Origin of the sequence: Pseudomonas helleri, assembly GCF_001043025.1 — a bacterium.
In the GTDB taxonomy this organism is placed as follows: Bacteria; Pseudomonadota; Gammaproteobacteria; order Pseudomonadales; family Pseudomonadaceae; genus Aquipseudomonas; species Aquipseudomonas helleri.
In genome coordinates this window covers 367,543-388,921 of sequence record NZ_JYLD01000005.1, presented here as the reverse complement: position 1 = coordinate 388,921, position 21,379 = coordinate 367,543, and the positions used below count along the sequence as shown (strand labels likewise).

The following is a 21,379-nucleotide window of genomic DNA, read 5'->3' as shown; positions in this document are numbered from 1 at the left end:
CGGCCGCTGCGCGCCCGGACGTAGCCTCGCAAGGCTCGTCAACTGCTACAGGTTGCACGCAAAACATCTGTAGGAGCGAGCTTGCTCGCGATCTTTTGATCTTTCGCAGCCTTCGTGCCTCGTCAGCGACTACAGGCGTACGCGGTAAAAGCGTAGGAGCTGCCGCAGGCTGCGATCTTTTGATCTTGGCCTTTTTGCGGCCGCTGCGCGCCCGGACGTAGCCTCGCAAAGCTCGTCAACTGCTACAGGTTGCACGCAAAACATCTGTAGGAGCGAGCTTGCTCGCGATCTTTTGATCTTTCGCAGCCTTCGTGCCTCGTCAGCGACTACAGGCGTACGCGGTAAAAGCGTAGGAGCCGCCGCAGGCTGCGATCTTTTGATCTTGGCCCTTTTACGGCCGCTGCGCGCCCGGACGTAGCCTCGCAAAGCTCGTCAACTGCTACAGGTTGCACGCAAAACATCTGTAGGAGCGAGCTTGCTCGCGATCTTTTGATCTTTCGCAGCCTTCGTGCCTCGTCAGCACTACAGGTGTACGCGGTAAAAGTGTAGGAGCCGCCGCAGGCTGCGATCTTTAGATCTTGGCCTTTTTGCGGCCGCTGCGCGCCCGGACGTAGCCTCGCAAAGCTCGTCAACTGCTACAGGTTGCACGCAAAACATCTGTAGGAGCGAGCTTGCCTCGCGATCTTTTGATCTTTCGCAGCCTCGTGCCTCGTCAGCGACTACGGGCTGTAGGGCAACTTCTTACGCGGAACTCGGCAATGGCCGACTTGGCGGTGCTGGCCGAGGGGGACAAGCTCTGGATGCTCAGCCCTTGAGATCGGCCTTCTCACCATGAGCATTCAGCCCACTTCATCCAGCACCTGGTGCTGGATCGGTAAATTGACCCCGCCGCATACTCTGCTGACGTCTAAGGTGCGCGAAACCCTGCTCGCGTCATTGCGCCAGCAACCTTCACCCCCTTTGCTGCTGGTCGTCGCACCCGCCGGCTACGGCAAAACCATTTTGTTGATGCAATGGCGCGAGGAACTGCTGGCTCGCCCTGCCCCTGCGCACCTCGCCTGGCTTTCGCTGGATGAAGCCGACGCCGAACCCAATCGCTTTTTGGCCTACCTTATTCTGGCCCTCGAACGCGCCGGGTTGGAGCTGGGGCCGCTGTCACACCTGGCCGCCACTCAATCGCTGGACGCCCAGCCGCTGCGAACCCTGTCTGCGTTGCTGCACGCGTTGTCTCACGCTGACCACCCTATCACGCTGCTGCTGGACGACTATCACTACGTGACCTGCAAAGAAGTCGATCACATTGTCTGCACGCTGCTTGAACAGGCAACACCCTGGCTGAATCTGGTGGTCGCCAGCCGCACCCGCCCGGCCTGGCCCCTGGCCCGCTGGAAAACCAAAGGCTGGGTGCAGGAAGTGTCTGCCCACCAACTGAGCCTGTCCGAGGACGAGACCCGCAGCATTCTCGGAGCACACGCCCAGACCAGCGATGTTCAGCACATCCATCGCACCACCGAAGGCTGGGCCGTCGCCGTGCAGTTGGCGCGCCTTTGGCGAGAAAGCCATGAAGGCAATGTGTACGGTTTGGGGGCGTTTTGCGGTTGTGTTACCGATGTGGCTGACTACCTGGCCGAGCAAGTGCTGGACAGCCTCTCGCCGCAATGCCAGCTTTTTTTGCTCGAAACGTCATTACTCGAACGCTTCAATGCCGAGCTGGCCGATGCCGTACGTGAACGCACGGACAGCGTGCAATTACTCAGCCAGCTCGGCCACCTCGATGCGCTGCTGATGCCACTGGACGCCGAGCGCCAATGGTTTCGTTATCACGGCCTGCTGCGTGATTTTTTGGGCCCGCGGGTGCGCCTGACGCAAGCCCGGCGCATCCACCGCGCCGCCGCTCATTGGTTGGCGCAAGCCAGCGATTGGGTACAAGCCGTGGCCCACGCCCTGAAAGCCAAGGACACCGCGCTGGCAATCAACCTGGTGGTGCAGGCGGGCGGCTGGGCGCTGGTACTGCGCCAGGGCATTCGCTACGCACAAAGCCTGGTGCAACAGTTTGATGAGCAGACCCGGCGCAATGCGCCCGACCTGTTGCTGCTGCAAGCCTATTTGCACGCCAAACTGGGTAAGCATGCCCTGTGTACGCAACGGCTGGAACTCGCGCAAAAGTCGCTGCAAGGAGAACCCCGCCTGCTGCGCGATTTTTATGTGATCCGCACCTTGTCCAATGCGTATCTGGACCGCTTTACGCATGACGAGCTGCCCCCTGGCCTGGGCGAGCACCCCGAAGAACTGCTCGCCCAAGCCACGCTTGAATGTGTAAACACCCTGCATCTGCTGACACATGGCGATATACCAAATGCTCTGCGCAGCATCCGCACAGCGCAGGTACAAATGCAGTTGGTGGCCAGCCCGCGCGGCGAAAGTTACTGCTGCCTGCACGAGGCGCAACTGCTGGCCCTGAGCGGGCAAATGCAGGCATCCAGCGCCTTGATCAACAGCACGCTGGCCTTTGTCCATAGCCACTTTGGTGGCGAAAGTTCGTTAAAAGCACTCATCGGCTGTTTAAAGGCCCGTCAGGATTATTGGCAAGGCCACTGGGAGCAAACGATGCCGTGGCTCAACGACGGCTGGGCGGCGCTGGAATATGCCGACGGCTGGCTGGAAGTCGTGGCAGGCACCGCCGAAGTCACGTGGCGCACCACCTTGCAGGCCAAGGGCTTGCACCCTGCTCTACTTGAGCTGGATCGCGTTTCACAACTGGCCAGCATCCGTAATTGGCCGCGATTGCAGCAGTTGATCAACGCCTGGCGGGTCGACGCGCTGGTACAGGGCGGGATGCTGACCCAAGCCCGCAAAGAGGCGCAGCAAGCGGACCTGCACACCCAAAGCCCCCAGCAAGACTGGCGCAACCTCGAAGCGGCCAGCCTGGCGCTGAGCCGCTTGCACATCGCCACCGGTGCCTCACAGGTTGCGTTCAATCGCCTGCAACGTGACGCTGCGCATTTACATGACAAAGGGTTGCTGCTGCCGAGTTGGCGCTTGAAATTGCTGGCTTTGGTGGCCTTGCACAAAGCGCAAATCCCCCAGCAGACAGACGACGTACTCACTACCCTGCTGCCGCTGTGTGAAAACGCGGTGCCCGGTTTGCTGCTGGAGGTCGGGCCGTGCCTGCTGCCCGTGCTGGAAGACTACACAGAGGCGCTGCCGGTGCTGCAACCCTTGATTAGCCGGCTGCGCAGTTGGCGTGCGCAGCCGTTGCGGGTAAAGATCCCGTTCAGCCCTAAAGAAACCCAAGTCCTGACACTGCTCGCCTGCGGCCAGCCCAACAAAGCCATTGCCCAGGCGCTGGACGTGTCTGAAAACACCGTGAAATTCCACCTAAAAAACATCTACACCAAGCTGTCGGTGGACAACCGCACCAGCGCCATCAACATGGCCCTGCGCCAAGGCCTGATTGCCCCACCGTTGTAATCGGTATTCAAACGCCAAACCTACCCGTTGGGGTAGCTCATGGCAGAACATGCGGCTGCCCTACCCTTCGGCTCCGTAGCCCCCCGCCCACACGCCCCCCTAGCATCGACCCCGGTACAACGCCGGGCAGGCCTTGCGCTGCCTCCAGCAAAAACAATCACAACAGGAGATGCCCTGTGGGTATGGACGGCAAAATCGTACGGGTTGCAACGGATGTCGGCGGCACGTTCACGGATCTGGTGTATTTCGAAACCGACACCGCCACTGGCCAACAACAGATTCGCACGGCCAAGGTCGACACCACCGCACCAAACTTCGCCGAAGGCGTGCTCAACGTGATTCAAAAAGCCGACGTGGCGCTGGAAAAGGTTGATTTTCTCGCTCACGGCACCACGGTGGTGATCAATGCCTTGACCGAGCGCCGGGGTGTCAAAACGGCGCTGATCACCACCAGCGGTTTTCGCGACATTCTGGAGATTGCCCGGGCCAATCGTCCGGATTACTTCAACCTCAAATGGGTCAAACCCGCCCCTTTCGTGCCGCGCTACCTGCGCCTGGAAGTTAATGGCCGCTTGCACACCGATGGCCGCGAGCGCGAGCCACTGGACCTGTCGACACTGCCCGACCTGCTCAATACCTTGCGCTGTGAAGGCGTCGAAGCAGTAGCCATCTGCCTGCTTCACGCCTACGCCAACCCCGTTCATGAACAAGCACTGCTGGCCGAAGTCCGCAGGCTCTGGCCCGACGTATCGGTGGTTGCTTCACACCAGATCACCCGCGAGTGGCGCGAATACGAGCGCTCCAGCACCACCGTACTGTCGGCATACGTACAGCCCATTGCGGCGCGCTATCTCGATGAATTACAGGCCGGTTTACGCAACGCGGGGTATCAGGCGCCGCTGTACATCATGCAGTCCAACTGCGGTGTCGACAGCCTGGCGCACGCCCGTGAAACCCCCATCACCATGGTCGAATCCGGGCCTGCCAGCGGTTTTTGGGCGGCAGCCGAACTCGGGCGTTTGATCGATGAACCCAACCTGCTTGGGCTGGACATTGGCGGCACCACCGCCAAGTGCGCCTTGATCCAGAACGGTCAGGTCAGCATCAAGACCGACTACTGGATTGAGCGTGACAGCACCCACGCGGGCTATCCGATCATGGTGCCGGTGGTGGATCTGGTAGAGATCGGCAACGGTGGCGGCTCGATTGCCTGGGTCGATGATTTTGACAAACTGCACGTAGGGCCACAGTCCGCAGGGGCTTTGCCCGGCCCGGCCGCCTATGGCAATGGCGGTGAACACATCACCACCACCGACGCCAACCTGGCCTTGGGCCGGATCAACCCGGACTATTTTTGCGGCGGCGAACTGACCGCCGACCAAGGCGCAGTCGCCCGCGGGCTGGACCGGCTCAGCGAGCGTTTACAGCTGCCGCCCATCGAGATCGCACGCGGCATCGTGCGGCTGGCCAATGACAACATGGTCAACGCGCTAAAGCTGGTCTCGCTAAGCCGTGGCCATGACCCGCGCGAACTCACCTTGATGGCGTTTGGTGGTGGCGGTGCCCTGCACGCCGTAGCCCTCGCGCAAGAGCTGGGGGTTAAAAAGGTCATCGTCCCGCGCAGCGCAGCGGTGTTTTCGGCGTGGGGCATGACCCTGTCTGACCTGCGCCGCGACCTGTTTATCAACCGCTTCGTGGACACCACCCAACCCGCCGCCCTGGCTGACACCCAATGTGCACTTGAAACGCTGATGCACGCGGCCCGCGAGCAATTCGCGGCCGAGAACATGGCGCCAGCTCAGGTGCAACTGCAGGTGTTCGCCAAGCTGCGTTATCAAAACCAGGAGCACTCGGTCGAGGTTGCGCTAAACAGCCATGAAGCCATCGCCGAACACTGGCCCGCTATCGAGCAGCGTTTTCACGCGTTATACGAGCAGCACTACACCTACCGGCTGCAGGCACCGGTTGAAATTGTCGGTTTTCACCTGATAGCCGTGGCCGAGATCGGCAAGTTAATCCCCCAGGCCCTGCCCGTCACCGGCCGCACCTTGCAAGCCGCCAGCAAAGGCCAGCGCAACGTCGACTTTGCCCTTCAGGGCGTGCATCAGGCCGCGCTCTACGACTACGCCTTGCTCGAGCCGAACATGACCTTCTGCGGCCCGGCCATCGTTGAAGACTCAGGCACCACGGTGGTGATCCACCCCGGCAATCACGTGCGGGTCGATCACCTCGGCAACTTGCATATCACCCTCGATGGCAACGGAGCGTAAACATGCACAGCCTCGATATTTTTACCCGCGACATCATCCAGAACGCTTTGCAGGCCATCGCTGACGAAATGTTTGCCGCCATGCGCAAGGCCGCGATGAGCCCGATTATTTATGAAGTGCTCGACATGGGCACCGGCATTACCGACGCACAGGGCGACATCGCCAGCTCAGGCGCCGGAATCCCGGCCTTTGTCGGTGTGCTCGACAAGGCCGTGAAGCAAATCCTCAAGCACCACCACGCCGATGAAATCGAAGACGGCGACGTGTTTATCAGCAACGACCCACACGACGGCGGCGCAGTCACACACCTCAATGACGTGGTGCTGGCCATGCCGGTGTTTGCTGACGGGCAACTGGTGGCCTGGACGGCCAACATCGCCCACTGGAATGACGTGGGCGGCATGGTGCCCGGCTCGTTATCGACCGAAGCCGTTGATATTTTTCAGGAGGGTTTGCGCCTGGCGTCGGTCAAGTTGATCAGCCGCGGGCAGCCGATTCGTTCGGTGCTGCAAATATTGCGCGCCAATTCGCGCATGCCGGACTTTATGGAGGGTGATTTGTGGGCCGGTATCGCCGCCGTGCGCGGTGGCGCTCTGCGCTTGCAACAACTGAACAGCAAATACGGCACCGATCTGTTTTTGCAGGCCATGCGCGACTTTATGGACCTGGGCGAAAAAATCTCGCTCAAGGCCCTCCAAACCTTGCCCGGCACAACCCTCAGCCTGAGCGAACCGCAAGACGACGGCAGCGTGTTCAAGGTCGGTATTACCATCAGCCACACACAACTGCTGATTGATCTGCGCGACAACCCCGACCAGTGCGCAGGCCCCGTCAACCTCAGCCGCGACGGAGCCGTGGTGGCAGCGCAAATGGCATTCAAGGCGCTGACGGCTCCGCAGGGCGTAACCAATGGCGGCACCTTTCGCCCGCTCAAGGTACTGACGCGCCCCGGTTCCTTGTTTGATGCGCAGGCACCCGCCGCCGAGGGCTTTTATTTCGAAAACATGATCCGGGTCTACGACCTGCTCCTGCGCTGTTTGGCCACAGCGTTCCCCGAGCGCCTGCCAGCCGGCAATTTCGCCTCGGTGTGCGCCACCATCATTGGCGGCGTGCACCCGGACACCGGGCGCCTGTTCACCCTGGTCGAACCCGAAATCGGCGGCTGGGGCGCCGAACCGGGTCGCGACGGCAATAACGCCATGTACTCAGGCCTGCATGGCGAAACCTACAACTGCCCGGTCGAGATCTGCGAAGCCCGCTACGGCCTGTATGTCGAGCGCATGGCACTCAACGACGAACCCGGCGGCCACGGCCAGTTTCGGGGTGGCCGGGGTATCTGCATCGACTATCGGGTGCGCTCCGACGCCAGCTTCATGACCTGCGGCTACACCCGCTCGGTCGTGCCGCCGTGGGGCCTGCAACAGGGGGAGCCCGGCTCGCTCAACTACGTAGAAGTGATCCGCCAGCACAGCGGCGCGCACGAACGCTACGCCATGGCCAGCAGCATCCCCCTGAATGCGGGTGACCTGGTGCGCGTACGCACCGGCGCGGGCGGCGGCTTTGGCCCACCCGGCAAACGCTGCAAGGACGCGGTGCGCGATGACCTGAAAAACGGCTATGTCGACGCCGCCACCGCCCACGCGGTGTATGGCGTTCAAGGCTGACCTGGGCTGAAACACGGCTTCAAACAAAAACAACAATAAAGAGAGCTCAACCATGCACACACACTTTGCACGGCGCCTCAGCGTCGGTCTTGCACTCGCTTGCACCCTGAGTTCCAGCCCGCTGGCTCTGGGCGAGCAATTTATCGGATTCGCCCAACCCGGAATCCCGGGCAGCTGGGCGGTGGAGTCATTTCCGATGCTCAACCGCACCACCGACGGCGACCTCAGCGTGGCCGCCAATACGGTGCTGGCGTACTTCTCCGAAACCGGCTTCACCGGCACCACCCGTGATCAACTGCAATTTTGGGTAGGCGCCATCCCCGGCTACGCCAGCAGCAACGGCGCCCGTGACAGCAGCGCGTGGGGCATTGCCTCGCCCAATGTCGGGTTTTCGTACTACTACAACGTGGTCGAGCCCACCAGCGACATGGGTTCAGATGACTACACCACGTTCTGGACCAACCCTACGCTGATGGTCGAATTCCCCAACGGCAATGACGACCTGACCGGCCACGGCGCCTTTGCCAATCGTTATGCCGTGAGTTTCAGCGTCGCCAATTACCTGCGCGTGGGTCGTTTCGCCGTCACCTTCACCCCCGCAGGCATCCATTATGCCGCCCGCAACCGCCATTCGACCGACTTGGGCGCGGGCGATCCCGCCCAACTGCGCGGCGGGGTCAGCCTGTGGCTGGGCGACATTGCCGCCGGGTATCTGGTGACCGAAGACCTGTGGCTGGGCGTGCACCACGTCTACCACATCAACAACACCACCGCCTCGGACTTCAACGTGTCGCGGGCCGGCAAGATCGGCCCGTCCATGACCTACACCGGGTTTGCCGAGGACGGCCTCTTCATCTCCGCCAACCTCAATGTTGACTACTACCACAGCGCCAATCTCAAGCATTCCAACGCCCTGACCATGGCGCTGGTGAAGTTCTTTTAACCTTGCGAGGACACGCCCATGGACACCCCGACATTCCCCACCCCGGCACACGACGTGCCGGTCACCGTGCGCTGGCTGAACCCGATTGGCCGCCCCACCTTCGATGCGCCGATCAGTGAGTTGCTGCACGCCATCAAACTGCCTTCGACCCGCGTTGAAGTGCTGTCGCTGGCCATGGCGGCCAGCTCCACGCATCTCGAATACCGCGCGTATGAAGCGCTGACCTACGCGCCCATCGTGCACATAGCCCGCGACAGCGCCCAGCACAACATCGACGCATTGGTGCTGGGCTGCTTCTACGACCCGGCCCTTGAAGATGCCCGAGAAATCTCTGGCCAGACAGTGGTCATCGGCCCTTGCCAGGCCAGCGTACAAGTGGCTGCCAATCTGGCCAACCGGTTCTCGATCATTGTGGGGCGCAACAAATGGATAGAACAGATGCACGGGCGCATCCGGGCTTACGGCGCGCAAGACCGGCTGGCCTCCATGCGCTCGCTGGGCATGGGCGTTGACGAGTTCCAGCGCGATCACGCCCTCACCCGCCGAACCATCATTGAACAGGCCCGGCGGGCTGTCGAAGAGGACGGCGCAGAAGCCATCATCCTCGGTTGCACCATCGAGTTCGGCTTCTTCGAAGAGGTACAGGCGCAAATCGGCGTACCGGTCATCGACCCGGTGGTCGCTGCGTTCAAAGTGGCCGAGGCCGCAGCGGGCATGAAACGCCGCTTTGGCTGGAGCCCCAGCCGGGTAGGCAGTTGTGAGCCGCCATCCGAAGCAGAGATCAAGGCCTTCGGGCTGTTTCAAGAACCGGTGCCAATTGGCAACCGCATCAACGCCTAATCCTGGATGCAGCCCTTATGAGCATGACGCCTGACACCACAACAACCCGGCAGGTCGGTGATGTATTTCGCACCGTCCCCTTGACCCGCGAACATTTAAAAAGCTGCCTGGCGCTGTTTTTTGTCTTCGCGATTGAAGCGTGGGAAATGATGATCATCGTCTACACCTCGCCACTGATCGCCAACGACTTCGGCCTCGACACCATCGCCGTCGGCAACCTGATTGGCGCCATGTTTATCGGCATGCTGCTGGGGTCGCTGGGCTGGGGCAAAGTGGCCGAACGCATTGGCCGCAAACGCGCCATCATATTGAGCCTGGCGACCTATGGCGTGATCTCGCTGGCCAGCGCCTTTGCCCCCGATTACGTCACCCTGTACAGCCTCAGACTGCTGTCGGGTGTGGCGGCGGTGGGCATGATGGTCGTCACCTTTGCCCACTTTCAGGAGTTGCTGCCACTGCGCTATCGCGGCGCGTTGTCGGTGTACCTCGCGGCAGGCTGGCCGGTCGGCATGTTATTGGCGCTGGGCGCGACCGTGTGGCTGCTGCCATGGGGCTGGCGGGCGATTATCGTGCTGAGCTCAATGGGCAGTTTATGGGCGTTGGTGGTTGCGTATTGGGTGCCGGAATCGCCTTATTGGCTGGCAGGTGCCGGTAAACAAACCCAGGCCCGCGCAGTGATTGCCCGGCTCAGCCGGGGCGCGGTGCAAGTCCCGGAGCATTGCCGGCTGCACATCGACCAGACCAGCCGCGGCCATCAGCGTGAACTGTTCAAAGCCGCGCTGTGCAAAGTCAGCGTGTTGCAAATTGCCGTCAACTTCACCTTCTCGTGGGGCTATTGGGGCTTGCAAACCTGGCTCCCGACCTTACTCCAGCAGCGCGGCCTCAACTTGCCGCAAAGCTATGGCTTTATTGCCCTGTCAGCCCTGTGCATGATCCCGGGCTACATGGCCGCCTCCTGGCTGACCCACCGTTTGGGCCGTAAAAAAGTCATCATCGCTTTCATCAGCGCCTCCGTGGTGGCCGGGTACGCCTTTGCCAACGTCCAGAGCCTGGAAATGCTCTACCTCAGCAACTTTGCCCTGGCCTTCTTCAGCCTCGGCGCCTGGGGCGTGTGGGGCACCTGGATCGCCGAACTCTACCCCACCCCACTGCGCACCATCGGCTATGGCTGGGCAGTCTTTGCCCAACGCGTGGCCAACATCCTGGCACCGTCCATCATCGGCGTGCTGGTGGCCTACGGATCATCCTTCAACCTGACCACCACCCTTATCAACGGATTCATGTTAGTCACCGTGCTGCTGGTGGTGTTTATTCCGGAGACGCAAGGGAAGGCGTTGCAATGAGCCCGGTTGCAGGCCTTTGGACCAATGAATACGGCTCGCTGATGAGCCTGGTCGTTGAGGGTAATAAAGTGTCGGGGGTTTACCAGTCTTCAACGGGCTCCACGGGGCAGTACGAAGTCAGCGGTTACCAACTGGGCACAGCCGCCACGGCGACACAGGGCCAACCCGTGGCGCTGGCCATCGACTGGCATTGCGTTGGCAAGGGCACGGCAGACCCCAGCTGGAACTGGTCATCCTCACTTTGCGGGCAAATCAGTTTGCAGGGTAAGGAAGAGGTGTTGACCCTCTCGCATTTACTGGTCGCCAGCAGTGACTTTGCGGGGCTTGCCACGCAGGGAACCTACGTCGACAAATTGGTGTATCGCAGGCCCGGCCGTATGCAACGCGGGGTGCCGACAGGGGCTACGGCCATAGCGTCGAGCGTCGACAACCCGCTGACAGGCACATGGATCGCGCCGGACGGCACGGGTTTAAACCTGTGGGTTGAAGCCACCAAAGAAGGTCGAGTGGGCCGCGTGCAGGGCTTTTTGATCAATGCCGAGGGTCAGACACAGATAGTGGGGTTTACCGACATCAAAGCCATGGCCAGCGGGTTAGTGCTGCAATCAGTGGCACTGAGCACTGCACACTCATCCCACGTACAGTCGTTATGTGGAACCTTACAGATGCAGGATCAAACATTGGCGTTAGCGGTAATGACCAGCGCACCGACAGCGCCAGGTCAGACCTACGTACAAACACGTCTGACGGCATTAGTGTTTAAACGCGGGTAGCTTTTGATCTTTCGCAGCCTCGTGCCTCGTCAGCGACTACAGGTGTGCGCAATACACCTGTAGGAGCGAGCTTGTCTCGCGATCTTTTGATCTACAGGTGTACGCGGTAATAGCGTAGGAGCCGCCGCAGGCTGCGATCTTTTGATCTTGGCCCCTTTTGCGGCCGCTGCGCGCCCGGACGTAGCCTCGCAAGGCTCGTCAACTGCTACAGGTGTATGCGCTTGTCTCGCGATCTTTTGATCTTTCGCAGCCTCGTGCCTCGTCAGCGACTACAGGTGTGCGCGGTAATAGCGTAGGAGCCGCCGCAGGCTGCGATCTTATGATTTTGGCTATTGCGTAGCCTCGCAAGGCTCGTCAACTGCTACAGGTGTATGCGCTTGCCTCGCGATCTTTTGATCTTTCGCAGCCTCGTGCCTCGTCAGCGACTACAAGCGGGCGCGGTACAACTGTGCGTCTCACGTAAAACATCTCTGTTCGCGCAATAACGTCTCCAGCTCTTTTGTCGGCAATGGCCGGCTCAACAGGTAACCCTGGACTTGATCACAGCCGTTCTCTGTCAAAAACGCCAGTTGCTCACAGTTTTCAACACCTTCTGCAATCACCTGCAAGTTGAGGCTGTGAGCCAGTTCGATGATGGTGCGGGTAATGGCCGCGTCCTGGACGTTGTGCGGGACTTCGCGGATAAAAGCGATGTCGATTTTCAATTTATCAATCGGGAAACGACTCAAGTAAGCAAGGCTCGAATACCCCGTGCCAAAGTCGTCTATGGAGATCTTCAACCCGATGTCTCGCAACGCCAACAAACTGGCTATGGTCTCGGGGGTGTTGAACATCAAGGAGCTTTCGGTCAACTCCAGCTCCAGCCATTTAGCCTCGATTTGATGTTCGTCCAGCGAGCGCTGGATGTCTTGCACAAAATCCCCCTCGGCTATCTGCTGCGCCGAGACGTTGACCGCCACTTGCGACACGCCTAAACCGGAACGCTGCCAATAGGCAATTTGCTTACAAACCCTGGCAATCACCCACTGCCCCACCATGGAGATAAGCCCCATTTCTTCCAGAATCGGCACAAATACCGACGGCGGCACGCTCGCCAGCCCCGGGCGATGCCAGCGCAACAGCGCTTCAACCCCGCACATGGTGCCGTCGCGCAGGCTTATCTTCGGCTGGTAATACAGCTCAAACGCCTGCTTGCGTACCGCATCACGCAACGCCGTTTCGAGCTCTTGGCGTGCCTGCACTTCGACGTTCATTTGCGCGGTGTAAAACCGGTAGGTATCCCTGCCCGCCTGTTTGGCGCGGTTCATCGCGGTGCTGGCCTGTTTGATCAGCCCCTCGGCGTCGGCGCCATCATCGGGGTACAGGGCAAGCCCCATGCTGGCAGTCATGGTCACGTCTTGCTCCTGAACCCTGAACGGCTCGCGCAGCACCTCTCGAATACGGTCCACGATCTGTTTGGGCCCCGTCTGGCCTTTGCGGATCATCAAGATCAAGGCCAATTCATGACCGTCCATACGGCCCAAGGTGTCGGTAACGTTAAGGCAGTTGGACAGCCGACGACAAAACTCGGCCAGCACCTGATCACCAATCAAATGCCCCCACACGTCGTTGAAGCTTTTAAAGTCATTCAGGTCGACCGTACACACCGCCAGTTGCCAGCCTCTAAGCTCGGCCTGGGTCAGGCCCATTTGCAAGGTGGTGTAGAACAGATTGCGGTTGGGCAAGCCAGTCAGCGGGTCGTAGTTGGCCATTTTCAACAGGCGCTCGTCGCTGCCCATGGCGGAACGAAACCGCTCAACGTCGATGGTGCGCTTTTGCAATTGCTGCTCGAGCATCAAGCTGTGCACCACCTGATGATCGCCAAAGGCCTTGAGCCTTAGCAGGTTGCGCACTTTGAGCCACAGTTCATCATTGACCACCGGTTTGCTGAGCACCTCTTCGGCGCCCGCCTCCAGCCCTGAAAGCCGCGCGCTTTGCTGGCTGAGGCCCGACAACATGATGATCGGGATATTCGCGGTCGCCACGTTCGCCTTGATGTGGCGGGCCACCTGGTAGCCGTCCATGCCCGGCATCATGGCATCGAGCAAGATCAAGTCGGGCGGTTGCCTGGCCACCATGGCCAGGGCCATTTCACCCGAAGGGGCGCTGAGCGTTTGATAGCCCTGATCCTCCAGCATGATCTCCAGCAACTTACGGATGCCTTCGTCATCATCAACAATTAAAAGTGTGGCCGGCGTTGTAGGCATGAAGAGTCCTTAATTCAGTCGGCCTGGGTTTCCAGCCTTGATCGGCCTTCGTTCAGTGTATTCACCGTGTTGAACCCCTTACCGCCGGAGCTCTCGCTTTAAGTGGGTTGGAGTAAAGCACCCTTCTCAGGGTTTCTCCACGCGGGCGCTCTACAAAATCTATGCCAGCCACCACCGGGCCAAGGCATGCTTCAAATAAAGGCAACATTCAAACGAAACCGTTGCAAATTTAAGCAATGGCAAACAGCCACAAACTGCGATGAAAAACGTCAGCAGCACTTAAAAATCAGCCATTTCGTACGACAGTTCGCTTTCAATTGCGCGAAACTTCCGAGAAAATCCCGTTCGCTTGCGCCTGTCCAGTTCGAGGCATAGTCTCGGCCCATCGCTGTCCATCAGCGGTTGGGTTTAGTCGCCCGGCAAGTGATCAGGCGCAAGGCGCCACCTGTGCGAGGCGTTTTTTTTCGGCCGCGTTTTATGGTGGCCGTGCGCAGGGCGCCTTCGGGCGCGCCGGGTTTCCTGATCACCGGTCGACTAACCTGCGTACGGCTGCCACCCACTCGTTTAGTCGCGACAGGTGACAGCTCCTTTAAGTGATTAGGAGTTGTACCCATGAAAAAGATTGTCCCCGATCCACCCACCCTTCCCTTGCTCGATGCTGCCCAGTGCAACGATGTGCTGTTAGACCGTGCGGCCGCCGAGCGCGCGCTGGATTTTTACCTGCTCGAACCCAAACCTCCACGACACGTGGACCTGGCCACGTATGTCATCCCGGACAGCGTCAATTTAGAAGCGGCTTTGGCCCAAGCGTCAGACTTGTTGCGCTGCGCGGGTGCCTCCGCGAGTGAGGCAGGAAATGGCATGAGCGGGCACGCGCGCAGTTTGGTGTTATCGACCGTGCACCTGGTGGAGCTGGCCAGGGCGTACGTCGATAAGTCGCTGGATGGTTTAACCACGCACTAAAGCAGCACGCGCCTGCTTGGCGACAGGCGCGTCAGCCCAACCGTGTATTCATACAAACACCTCACCCCACCCGCCACAGTTGGTCCAGCCGCGTGGTATAGCCCTGGCTCATCAAGTCACGGCGCATGGCCCACTCCGGATGGCTCGGCACACTGGCCGTGCGTAACGTGCCACGCCCCCAGCGCCCGTTGATCTCGTCCAGCACCGCCATCACCCGCGACGCCTCCGCAGGCTGGTTAATCGCAAACAGATCATCGGTAAACTCGCCCGGCTGGCGCAGATCCAGCAACAGCACCTCTGCCTTGCTGTATTTAAAACCCGGCCGAAACACCAACTCCACCGCATCAACCGCGGCCTTGGTGAGCAAGCGCACGTCGTCGGTCGGGTACGGCAACGTCACCACCACACCATTGGCGTACTTGGCCTCATCGGGGTTGAACATCCCCGTACGAATACTCACCCGCACCTTGCGGCAATAAGAACGCTGGGCCCGAAGCTTCTCGGACGCGCGCATCATATAAGTCGCGACCGCTTCTTTAATAGGTGCCATGGCGGTCAGGCGTTTGCCGAACATGCGGCTACAGCAGATCTCTTGCTTGGGCGGATCTGGCTCATCCAGCTCCAGGCACGACGTACCGGCCAGCTCGCGAGCGGTTTTCTCCATCACCACGCTAAACTTTTTGCGCAGCATCCATGGGTCAGCACTGGCCAGATCCATGGCCGTCATAATGCCCATGCCTTGCAAATGCAGCGTCATGCGCCGGCCCACGCCCCACACTTCAGCCACCGGCGTATTACGCAGCACCCAACTGCGCTCACGCTCGCCACACAAATTAACCACCCCGCCTGTACGCGCCTGCAACCGTTTGGCCGTGTAGTTGGCCAACTTGGCCAGGGTTTTGGTCGGGGCAATACCCACCCCTACCGGGATCCCTGTGCACTGCACAATTTTGCTGCGCAACTGGCGCCCCACCTCGCTGGGGTCGGTAATACCGGTCAAGTCAGCAAAACACTCATCAATGCTGTACACCTCGACGGCGGGCAGCTGAGACTCGATCAGGCTCATCACCCGCTCACTCATATCGCCGTACAGCGCATAGTTGGACGAGAACGCAACAATCCCCAATGCTTCCAGCCGATCCTTGATCTGAAAATACGGCTCACCCATTTTTATGTGCGGCTTGGCGTCATAACTGCGGGCAATCACGCAGCCATCGTTGTTGCTCAGCACCACAATCGGCACCTTGGCCAAGTCCGGACGAAACACCCGCTCGCAACTGGCATAAAAACTATTGCAGTCAATCAGCGCAAACACCGCTGGCAACTTAATGGCCATGGCTGCGCACGCTATACGTAATCACGCCCCAAATAGACAAGTCATCGCCCTCCAGCACATGGTGGTCGGGGTACTTGGGGTTCTCGGAGCAAAGCACCACGCGCTTGCCACGAATACACAGCCGCTTACAGATCGGCTCGTTATTAAGCAGAGCCACCACCACATCCCCGTCTGCCGCCTCAATAGAACGATCAACCACCGCAAGGTCACCCGAAAAAATCCCCACCCCCTGCATGCTGTCGCCATCAATCGTCACCAGATACACATGCGGGGCACGCAGGCTTAGCACCTCATCCAGCGAGATGGGCTGCTCCATATGGTCCGTCGCAGGCGACGGAAACCCCGCCGGGATCTTGAACGTACACAGCGGCAAGCGAACGCTGCCTTCAGCAAGAGGACCCAAGAGAGAGAAACCCATGACACGCGCCTTTCCATAAACTGTACATGCATACAGTAGACTGTGGCGTAAGAGCCCGGTCAATTTTTATGTCAGAAATTTCGACAGGTGGAGCCAGCCGCATCCGAAATTGCCAAAAACGCATGCCCGGCCTAAATGCTCTGCTTTATCGCTGTGCGATATCTGGAGCAATTGCACTAACTTGAAGCGAATTTCAGATTCGCCCTACACATTTAGGGCGCATAAGTACTGTCAAACTCAGTGACAAAAGCGCGTAATACATGGCTATTTACCGCTTATCGCTTAATTTGATGTTTTGATATCAACATCAATATCACCGTGCCACTACCACTAAGTTTAGGTGAATAGTCATGCAACTTCTGAAGAGCCAAGCGGCAGTTAGCGCCAGATATAACTAAACAGTTCTACCGCAAAATTGCCCGTGCACCCTGCCACCGGCACCCGTGCAGCCAGGGCGATGAGCGGGCACCACCTTGCACCAGAACCGGGCACAGGTTGCCATCTAAAAGGATGGGCACCCGCGAAAGCACACCCAAGTGGGTGAGCGCAAACCCCAACCCGCACAACGTGCCCTGGAAGCCGCATAAATACTCATCTGCACCCTGAAAACTGCCCCTTAGGCCTGCTTGCCAGCGCAACGCAACAGCGCCTAAGGGGTTGATTTGACCGAGAAAAAAGGCCCTAAAATGTTATTTTTTGTCAAACTAAAATCGTTGAAAAAGGCTATATATAGCCCCCTACGTTACATCTTGTACATAAAGGTTGATCTGAGAGACCCTTCGCCGTTAAAATTTTCGGCACCTCCAACTTCACACCGGCCTTATCTGTAATTAAAACAGAGGGAACTGTTGCCTTGTGAAGGCCATGTCCACTTAGCAATTGCTGCACATAGGCTTTTATAGACAGGTACAACCATTGCCCAAACGCGGGCATGGTGGTCGTGACGATTAGTTGAATGCTCTCGCCGGCTGAGCATATTTGGCACAAAGGAAGCTGCCTTGTTTAAACGAATCTTGATTGTCTGCGTCGGCAACATCTGTCGCAGTCCTACCGCAGAACATATGCTGCGGGTTGCCCTCGCCCCCTCCGGCATCGCCGTGAGCTCTGCGGGCTTGGGCGCCCTGAAAAACCACGCCATCGAAAAAAACGCTCGTGCTGTCCTTGAGAGCAAAGGTCATGTCCTGGGCGACCACAGCGGTACCCAATTGAACTCTTCTCTGATAAATGACTCGGATCTCATCCTTGTCATGGAGAAGAAACATATAGACGGTGTACTGAAAATCGCACCGGAAGCACGCGGCAAAGTGTTGTTGTTGGGTAAATGGCAAAACAACCGTGAAATCGACGACCCCTATCGCCAGGGGAAAGCCGCCTTCGACCATGCGTACGCGCTGATTGAAGAAGCTGTAAACGCATGGGCACAGCGCCTCAAGCGCTGAGCAAATTCTCGAATACTGTGAAGAAAAAGAATCGAATTATGCAGCAAGCTCCCGTGACAAAGTCCCATGAACACGAAGACGATAACGACGAAATCGACCTTATGGGGTTGCTGGGTACGCTGATCGATCACAAATGGTTGATCGCAGGCGTGACCGGCGCATTTATGGCTGCGGGCGTGGCGTATGCGCTCCTGGCCACTCCGGTGTACCAGGCGAATGCGTTGATTCAGGTTGAGCCGAAGAAGAATGACCCGCTGGGGTTTTCTGATGTCAGCAGCTTGCTGGGTAAAGAGTCGCCATCGACTACAGAAATTGAATTGATTAAGTCCCGTAAAAATATCGGGGCCACCGTTGATAATTTGCAATTGGATATTGATGTTCGGCCCAACCGATTCCCGCTAATTGGGGAGTTTATCGCTCGTCGCTTTAAACCAGAGATAGATGGGGAAATTGCAAGCCCACTTCTGGGCTTGAATAGCTATGGATGGGGCGGGGAAGAGCTCAAGCTTGCACAACTCGAAGTACCACGAGAACTACTGGGAAAAAGCCTGACACTTATTAGTGGCGATTCTGGCGCATTTAGCCTTATCGATGATGAAGATAATCTTTTGATCAAAGGCAATGCCGGCAAGGATATAAATGAGAATGGTGTCAAACTTCAAGTAGAAACTTTACACGCCAATCCTGGAACTAAATTTACTATTATTCGTAACCCGCGTTTTAACACTATCGCAGACTACCAAAAAGCACTGGATGTTGCTGAGCGCGGGAAAGACTCAGGAATGATAGCCCTTGCACTTGAGGATCAGGATCCTGCCAAGGCAATTCTTACGCTGAATGAAATCGCACGTTTGTATGTACTGCAAAACGTAGAGCGCACTTCTGCCGAAGCAGCACAAAGTCTTGGTTTTTTGAAAGATCAACTGCCACAAGTACGCAAAGACTTGGAAAAGGCTGAAAACGCTCTGAATGCCTTCCAGATACGTAGCAAATCCATTGATATCAGCCTAGAAGCAAAAGCTATTCTCGATCAAATTGTGGCGCTGGACACAAGTATCTCTGCACTTAAATTACAAAAAGCAGAAATGGACCGGAAATTCACCCCTCAACACCCAGCTTATCGCGCGTTGATGGGACAACTTGCAGAACTCACCGCAAAACAAAGTCGCTTAGCTAAGCAGGTTGAAGGTTTACCTACTACACAGCAAGAGGTACTAAGTCTGACTCGCGACCTGAAGGTCAGCACCGAGATTTACACTCAGTTACTTAACAAATCTCAAGAGCTGGATGTGATGCGTGCAGGTGCTGTAGGGAACGTACGTCTGATAGATACTGCCGACGTAGATCTGCTAAGTCCGGTTAAACCTAAAAAAGCACTGATCGTACTTATTGCAACCTTTTTAGGTGCTATTTTGGCTATCGGCTATGTGCTGTTTCGTAAAGCACTTAACCGCGGCGTACAAAACCCGGATGATATCGAGAAACTTGGTCTGCCAGTATATGCCTCGATTCCATTCAGCTCACTGCAAAAAGTTGAGGATGATAAAAGTAGTGGTGGGCGCGGTACTCGCGTGACACCACTACTTGCGAGCAGCCATCCTACCGATTTGGCGGTTGAAGCACTACGCAGCCTGCGTACAAGCTTGCACTTCGCCATGCTGGAAGCTGACAACAACCGGCTAATGATCTCTGGTCCGAGCCCCAAGGTAGGTAAATCTTTTGTATCCTCAAACCTGGCCGCAGTTATAGCGCAATCGGGCCAGCGTGTGCTGCTTGTCGATGTAGACATGCGTAAAGGCTACATCCACAAAATGTTTGATATCCCGGTGGAAAATGGCTTATCAGATGTACTGGCCAAACGCTGCGATCTAAGTACAGCAACTCACAGCACAGAAGTAGAAAATCTTTTTGTAATTGGTCGTGGTCAAGTTCCGCCAAACCCTTCTGAACTGCTGATGCACAAAAATTTCAGTGAGTTCCTTGATGAAATTAGCTCCCAATATGACATGGTCATCCTCGACACCCCACCATTCCTAGCCGTGACCGATGCAGCGATTGTTGGGCGCCAATCGGGCACCAACTTGATTGTCACCCGATTTGAGCTGAATCCGGCACGTGAAGTTGAACTGACCATGCGACGCTTCGCCCAAAATGGGATAGATCTTAAAGGAGCGATTTTCAATGGCGTTGAAAAACGTGCTTCTGCTAAATATGGTTATGGGGCATATGGCTATTACAACTATGAATACAAATCCGACAAAGCATAACAATATTACTGCTTAAATAATACTCAAGCGCCTTGAAAATTAAGGGCGCTTTTTTAGTTAATTATTTTCAGACTAGACAACAGATCTAAGTAAATCCGCTTTCAGGGAGCAGCTACTAATCCTGGGGCGGTAGCATGTCTAATCAATACTAAAAAAAGAAATAACAATCAGATCTATGCAGTAATCACAAAAATTTTCATATTTAAAACTCAACTGAGTACATAGTAGTTATTAACGATTTCAAACCTTCAACAAACGAGTACAACATGAAGCGTTCTATGAAAACCCTGTGTGTTTTTGGCACGCGACCAGAAGCTATCAAAATGGCACCGCTGGTACTTGCTTTGGCGGCAGACGAACGATTTGAAGCAAAAGTTTGCGTCACTGGCCAGCATCGTGAAATGCTTGATCAAGTACTGGGCTTGTTCAACATAACTCCAGATTTTGATCTGAATATTATGAAGCCTGGTCAGGACCTGACAGATGTAACCACAGCAATCTTGCAAGGCTTGAAAAGCGTACTCAGTGAGTTTAAGCCCGACATCGTATTAGTTCACGGTGATACCGCAACTACATTGGCCGCCAGCCTGGCAGCTTACTACCAGCAAATACCAGTTGGTCATGTTGAGGCAGGCTTACGCACGGGCAACCTGTATTCGCCTTGGCCCGAAGAAGGCAATCGGAAGTTGACTGGTGCACTGGCCAAATTAAATTTCGCACCCACAGATACTTCGCAGATTAACCTGCTCCGCGAAGGCATCAACCCTGATAGCATCATTGTAACGGGCAATACCGTAATCGATGCCCTTCTGGATGTCGTCAAACGTCTAGATGAAGACTCAGAACTACTGGCTCAAGCGGCAAAGCCTGCTGAATTTCTGGATCCTACACGTAAGCTTATTCTAGTAACCGGCCACCGTCGTGAAAGCTTTGGAGATGGTTTCGAGCGCATATGCTATGCATTGATAGAAGTTGCGCAACAGCACCCCGAGGTTGATATCGTTTACCCTGTACATCTCAACCCAAATGTTCGGGAGCCTGTAAATCGTCTGCTAAATGGAATTAGTAATATCCACCTAATCGCACCACTTGATTATCTTCCCTTCGTTCACATGATGAGCCGATCTCATATTATCTTGACTGACTCTGGTGGCATTCAAGAAGAGGCTCCATCGTTGGGGAAACCGGTACTAGTTATGCGTGAAACAACAGAGCGTCCAGAAGCAGTATCTGCAGGTACAGTTAAACTGGTAGGAACGAATACAGTCGATATAGTCCGGGAATTGAACCGATTGCTAAAGGACAAAGACGCTTATCAGACTATGAGCTATGCCCATAATCCCTATGGTGACGGTAATGCTTGCAAACGCATTCTTGAAGCGCTGCTCGAGAACTATCTGAAATAG

General features: G+C 57.0%; 14 protein-coding genes. 11 read left to right on the top strand and 3 right to left on the bottom strand.

What is annotated here, in order from left to right; all coding sequences use genetic code 11:
- Positions 1-831: 831 nt before the first annotated feature.
- From TU84_RS11005 to TU84_RS10975, 7 genes are all read left to right on the top strand, one after another.
- The gene (locus TU84_RS11005) at positions 832-3,471 is read left to right on the top strand and encodes a LuxR C-terminal-related transcriptional regulator (RefSeq protein WP_082148678.1); all 2,640 of its coding nucleotides are present in this window, start codon (positions 832-834) and stop codon (positions 3,469-3,471) included.
- Positions 3,472-3,653: 182 nt separating this feature from the next.
- Positions 3,654-5,741 (top strand): hydantoinase/oxoprolinase family protein, encoded by a 2,088-nt coding sequence (locus TU84_RS11000; protein ID WP_048369078.1) that lies wholly within the window; start codon positions 3,654-3,656, stop codon positions 5,739-5,741.
- Between the two features lie 2 nt (positions 5,742-5,743).
- Entirely contained in the window at positions 5,744-7,405 is a 1,662-nt protein-coding gene (locus tag TU84_RS10995) for a hydantoinase B/oxoprolinase family protein (protein ID WP_048369077.1), read from the top strand.
- Between the two features lie 52 nt (positions 7,406-7,457).
- Positions 7,458-8,348 carry a hypothetical protein gene (locus TU84_RS10990; protein ID WP_048369076.1) on the top strand — a complete coding sequence of 297 codons (891 nt, stop codon included), beginning with the start codon at positions 7,458-7,460 and terminating at the stop codon, positions 8,346-8,348.
- An 18-nt stretch (positions 8,349-8,366) separates the two neighbouring features.
- Positions 8,367-9,188 carry an aspartate/glutamate racemase family protein gene (locus TU84_RS10985; protein ID WP_048369075.1) on the top strand — a complete coding sequence of 274 codons (822 nt, stop codon included), beginning with the start codon at positions 8,367-8,369 and terminating at the stop codon, positions 9,186-9,188.
- A gap of 17 nt (positions 9,189-9,205) precedes the next feature.
- On the top strand, positions 9,206-10,531 hold the full coding sequence (locus tag TU84_RS10980) for an MFS transporter (protein WP_241486401.1): 1,326 nt from the start codon (positions 9,206-9,208) through the stop codon (positions 10,529-10,531).
- Complete coding sequence (locus tag TU84_RS10975; RefSeq protein ID WP_053225212.1) at positions 10,528-11,304, top strand: avidin/streptavidin family protein; 777 nt, start codon at positions 10,528-10,530, stop codon at positions 11,302-11,304. Before TU84_RS10980 ends, TU84_RS10975 begins: the two co-directional genes overlap by 4 nt.
- A 455-nt stretch (positions 11,305-11,759) precedes the next feature.
- Here the strand turns inward: TU84_RS10975 and TU84_RS10970 are convergent, their stop codons facing one another.
- Positions 11,760-13,550, bottom strand: coding sequence for a putative bifunctional diguanylate cyclase/phosphodiesterase (locus tag TU84_RS10970; RefSeq protein ID WP_048369074.1), 1,791 nt, complete (start codon positions 13,548-13,550; stop codon positions 11,760-11,762).
- Positions 13,551-14,162: 612 nt separating this feature from the next.
- Here TU84_RS10970 and TU84_RS10965 point away from each other — a divergent pair.
- Entirely contained in the window at positions 14,163-14,513 is a 351-nt protein-coding gene (locus tag TU84_RS10965) for a DUF6124 family protein (RefSeq protein WP_048369073.1), read from the top strand.
- Positions 14,514-14,574: 61 nt separating this feature from the next.
- Here TU84_RS10965 and umuC read toward each other — a convergent pair whose 3' ends face one another.
- The gene (gene umuC, locus TU84_RS10960; protein ID WP_048369072.1) at positions 14,575-15,849 is read right to left on the bottom strand and encodes a translesion error-prone DNA polymerase V subunit UmuC; all 1,275 of its coding nucleotides are present in this window, start codon (positions 15,847-15,849) and stop codon (positions 14,575-14,577) included.
- On the bottom strand, positions 15,839-16,267 hold the full coding sequence (locus TU84_RS10955) for a LexA family protein (RefSeq protein WP_048369071.1): 429 nt from the start codon (positions 16,265-16,267) through the stop codon (positions 15,839-15,841). Before TU84_RS10955 ends, umuC begins: the two co-directional genes overlap by 11 nt.
- A 998-nt stretch (positions 16,268-17,265) precedes the next feature.
- On the opposite strand from TU84_RS10955, the gene TU84_RS10950 reads away from it, so the two are divergent.
- From TU84_RS10950 to wecB, 3 genes are all read left to right on the top strand, one after another.
- A complete protein-coding gene (locus TU84_RS10950; protein ID WP_048369070.1) occupies positions 17,266-17,706 on the top strand; it encodes a low molecular weight protein-tyrosine-phosphatase in 441 nt (146 codons plus the stop codon).
- A 38-nt stretch (positions 17,707-17,744) separates the two neighbouring features.
- On the top strand, positions 17,745-19,973 hold the full coding sequence (locus TU84_RS10945; protein ID WP_048369069.1) for a polysaccharide biosynthesis tyrosine autokinase: 2,229 nt from the start codon (positions 17,745-17,747) through the stop codon (positions 19,971-19,973).
- A 278-nt stretch (positions 19,974-20,251) separates the two neighbouring features.
- Positions 20,252-21,379 (top strand): non-hydrolyzing UDP-N-acetylglucosamine 2-epimerase, encoded by a 1,128-nt coding sequence (gene wecB, locus TU84_RS10940; protein ID WP_048369068.1) that lies wholly within the window; start codon positions 20,252-20,254, stop codon positions 21,377-21,379.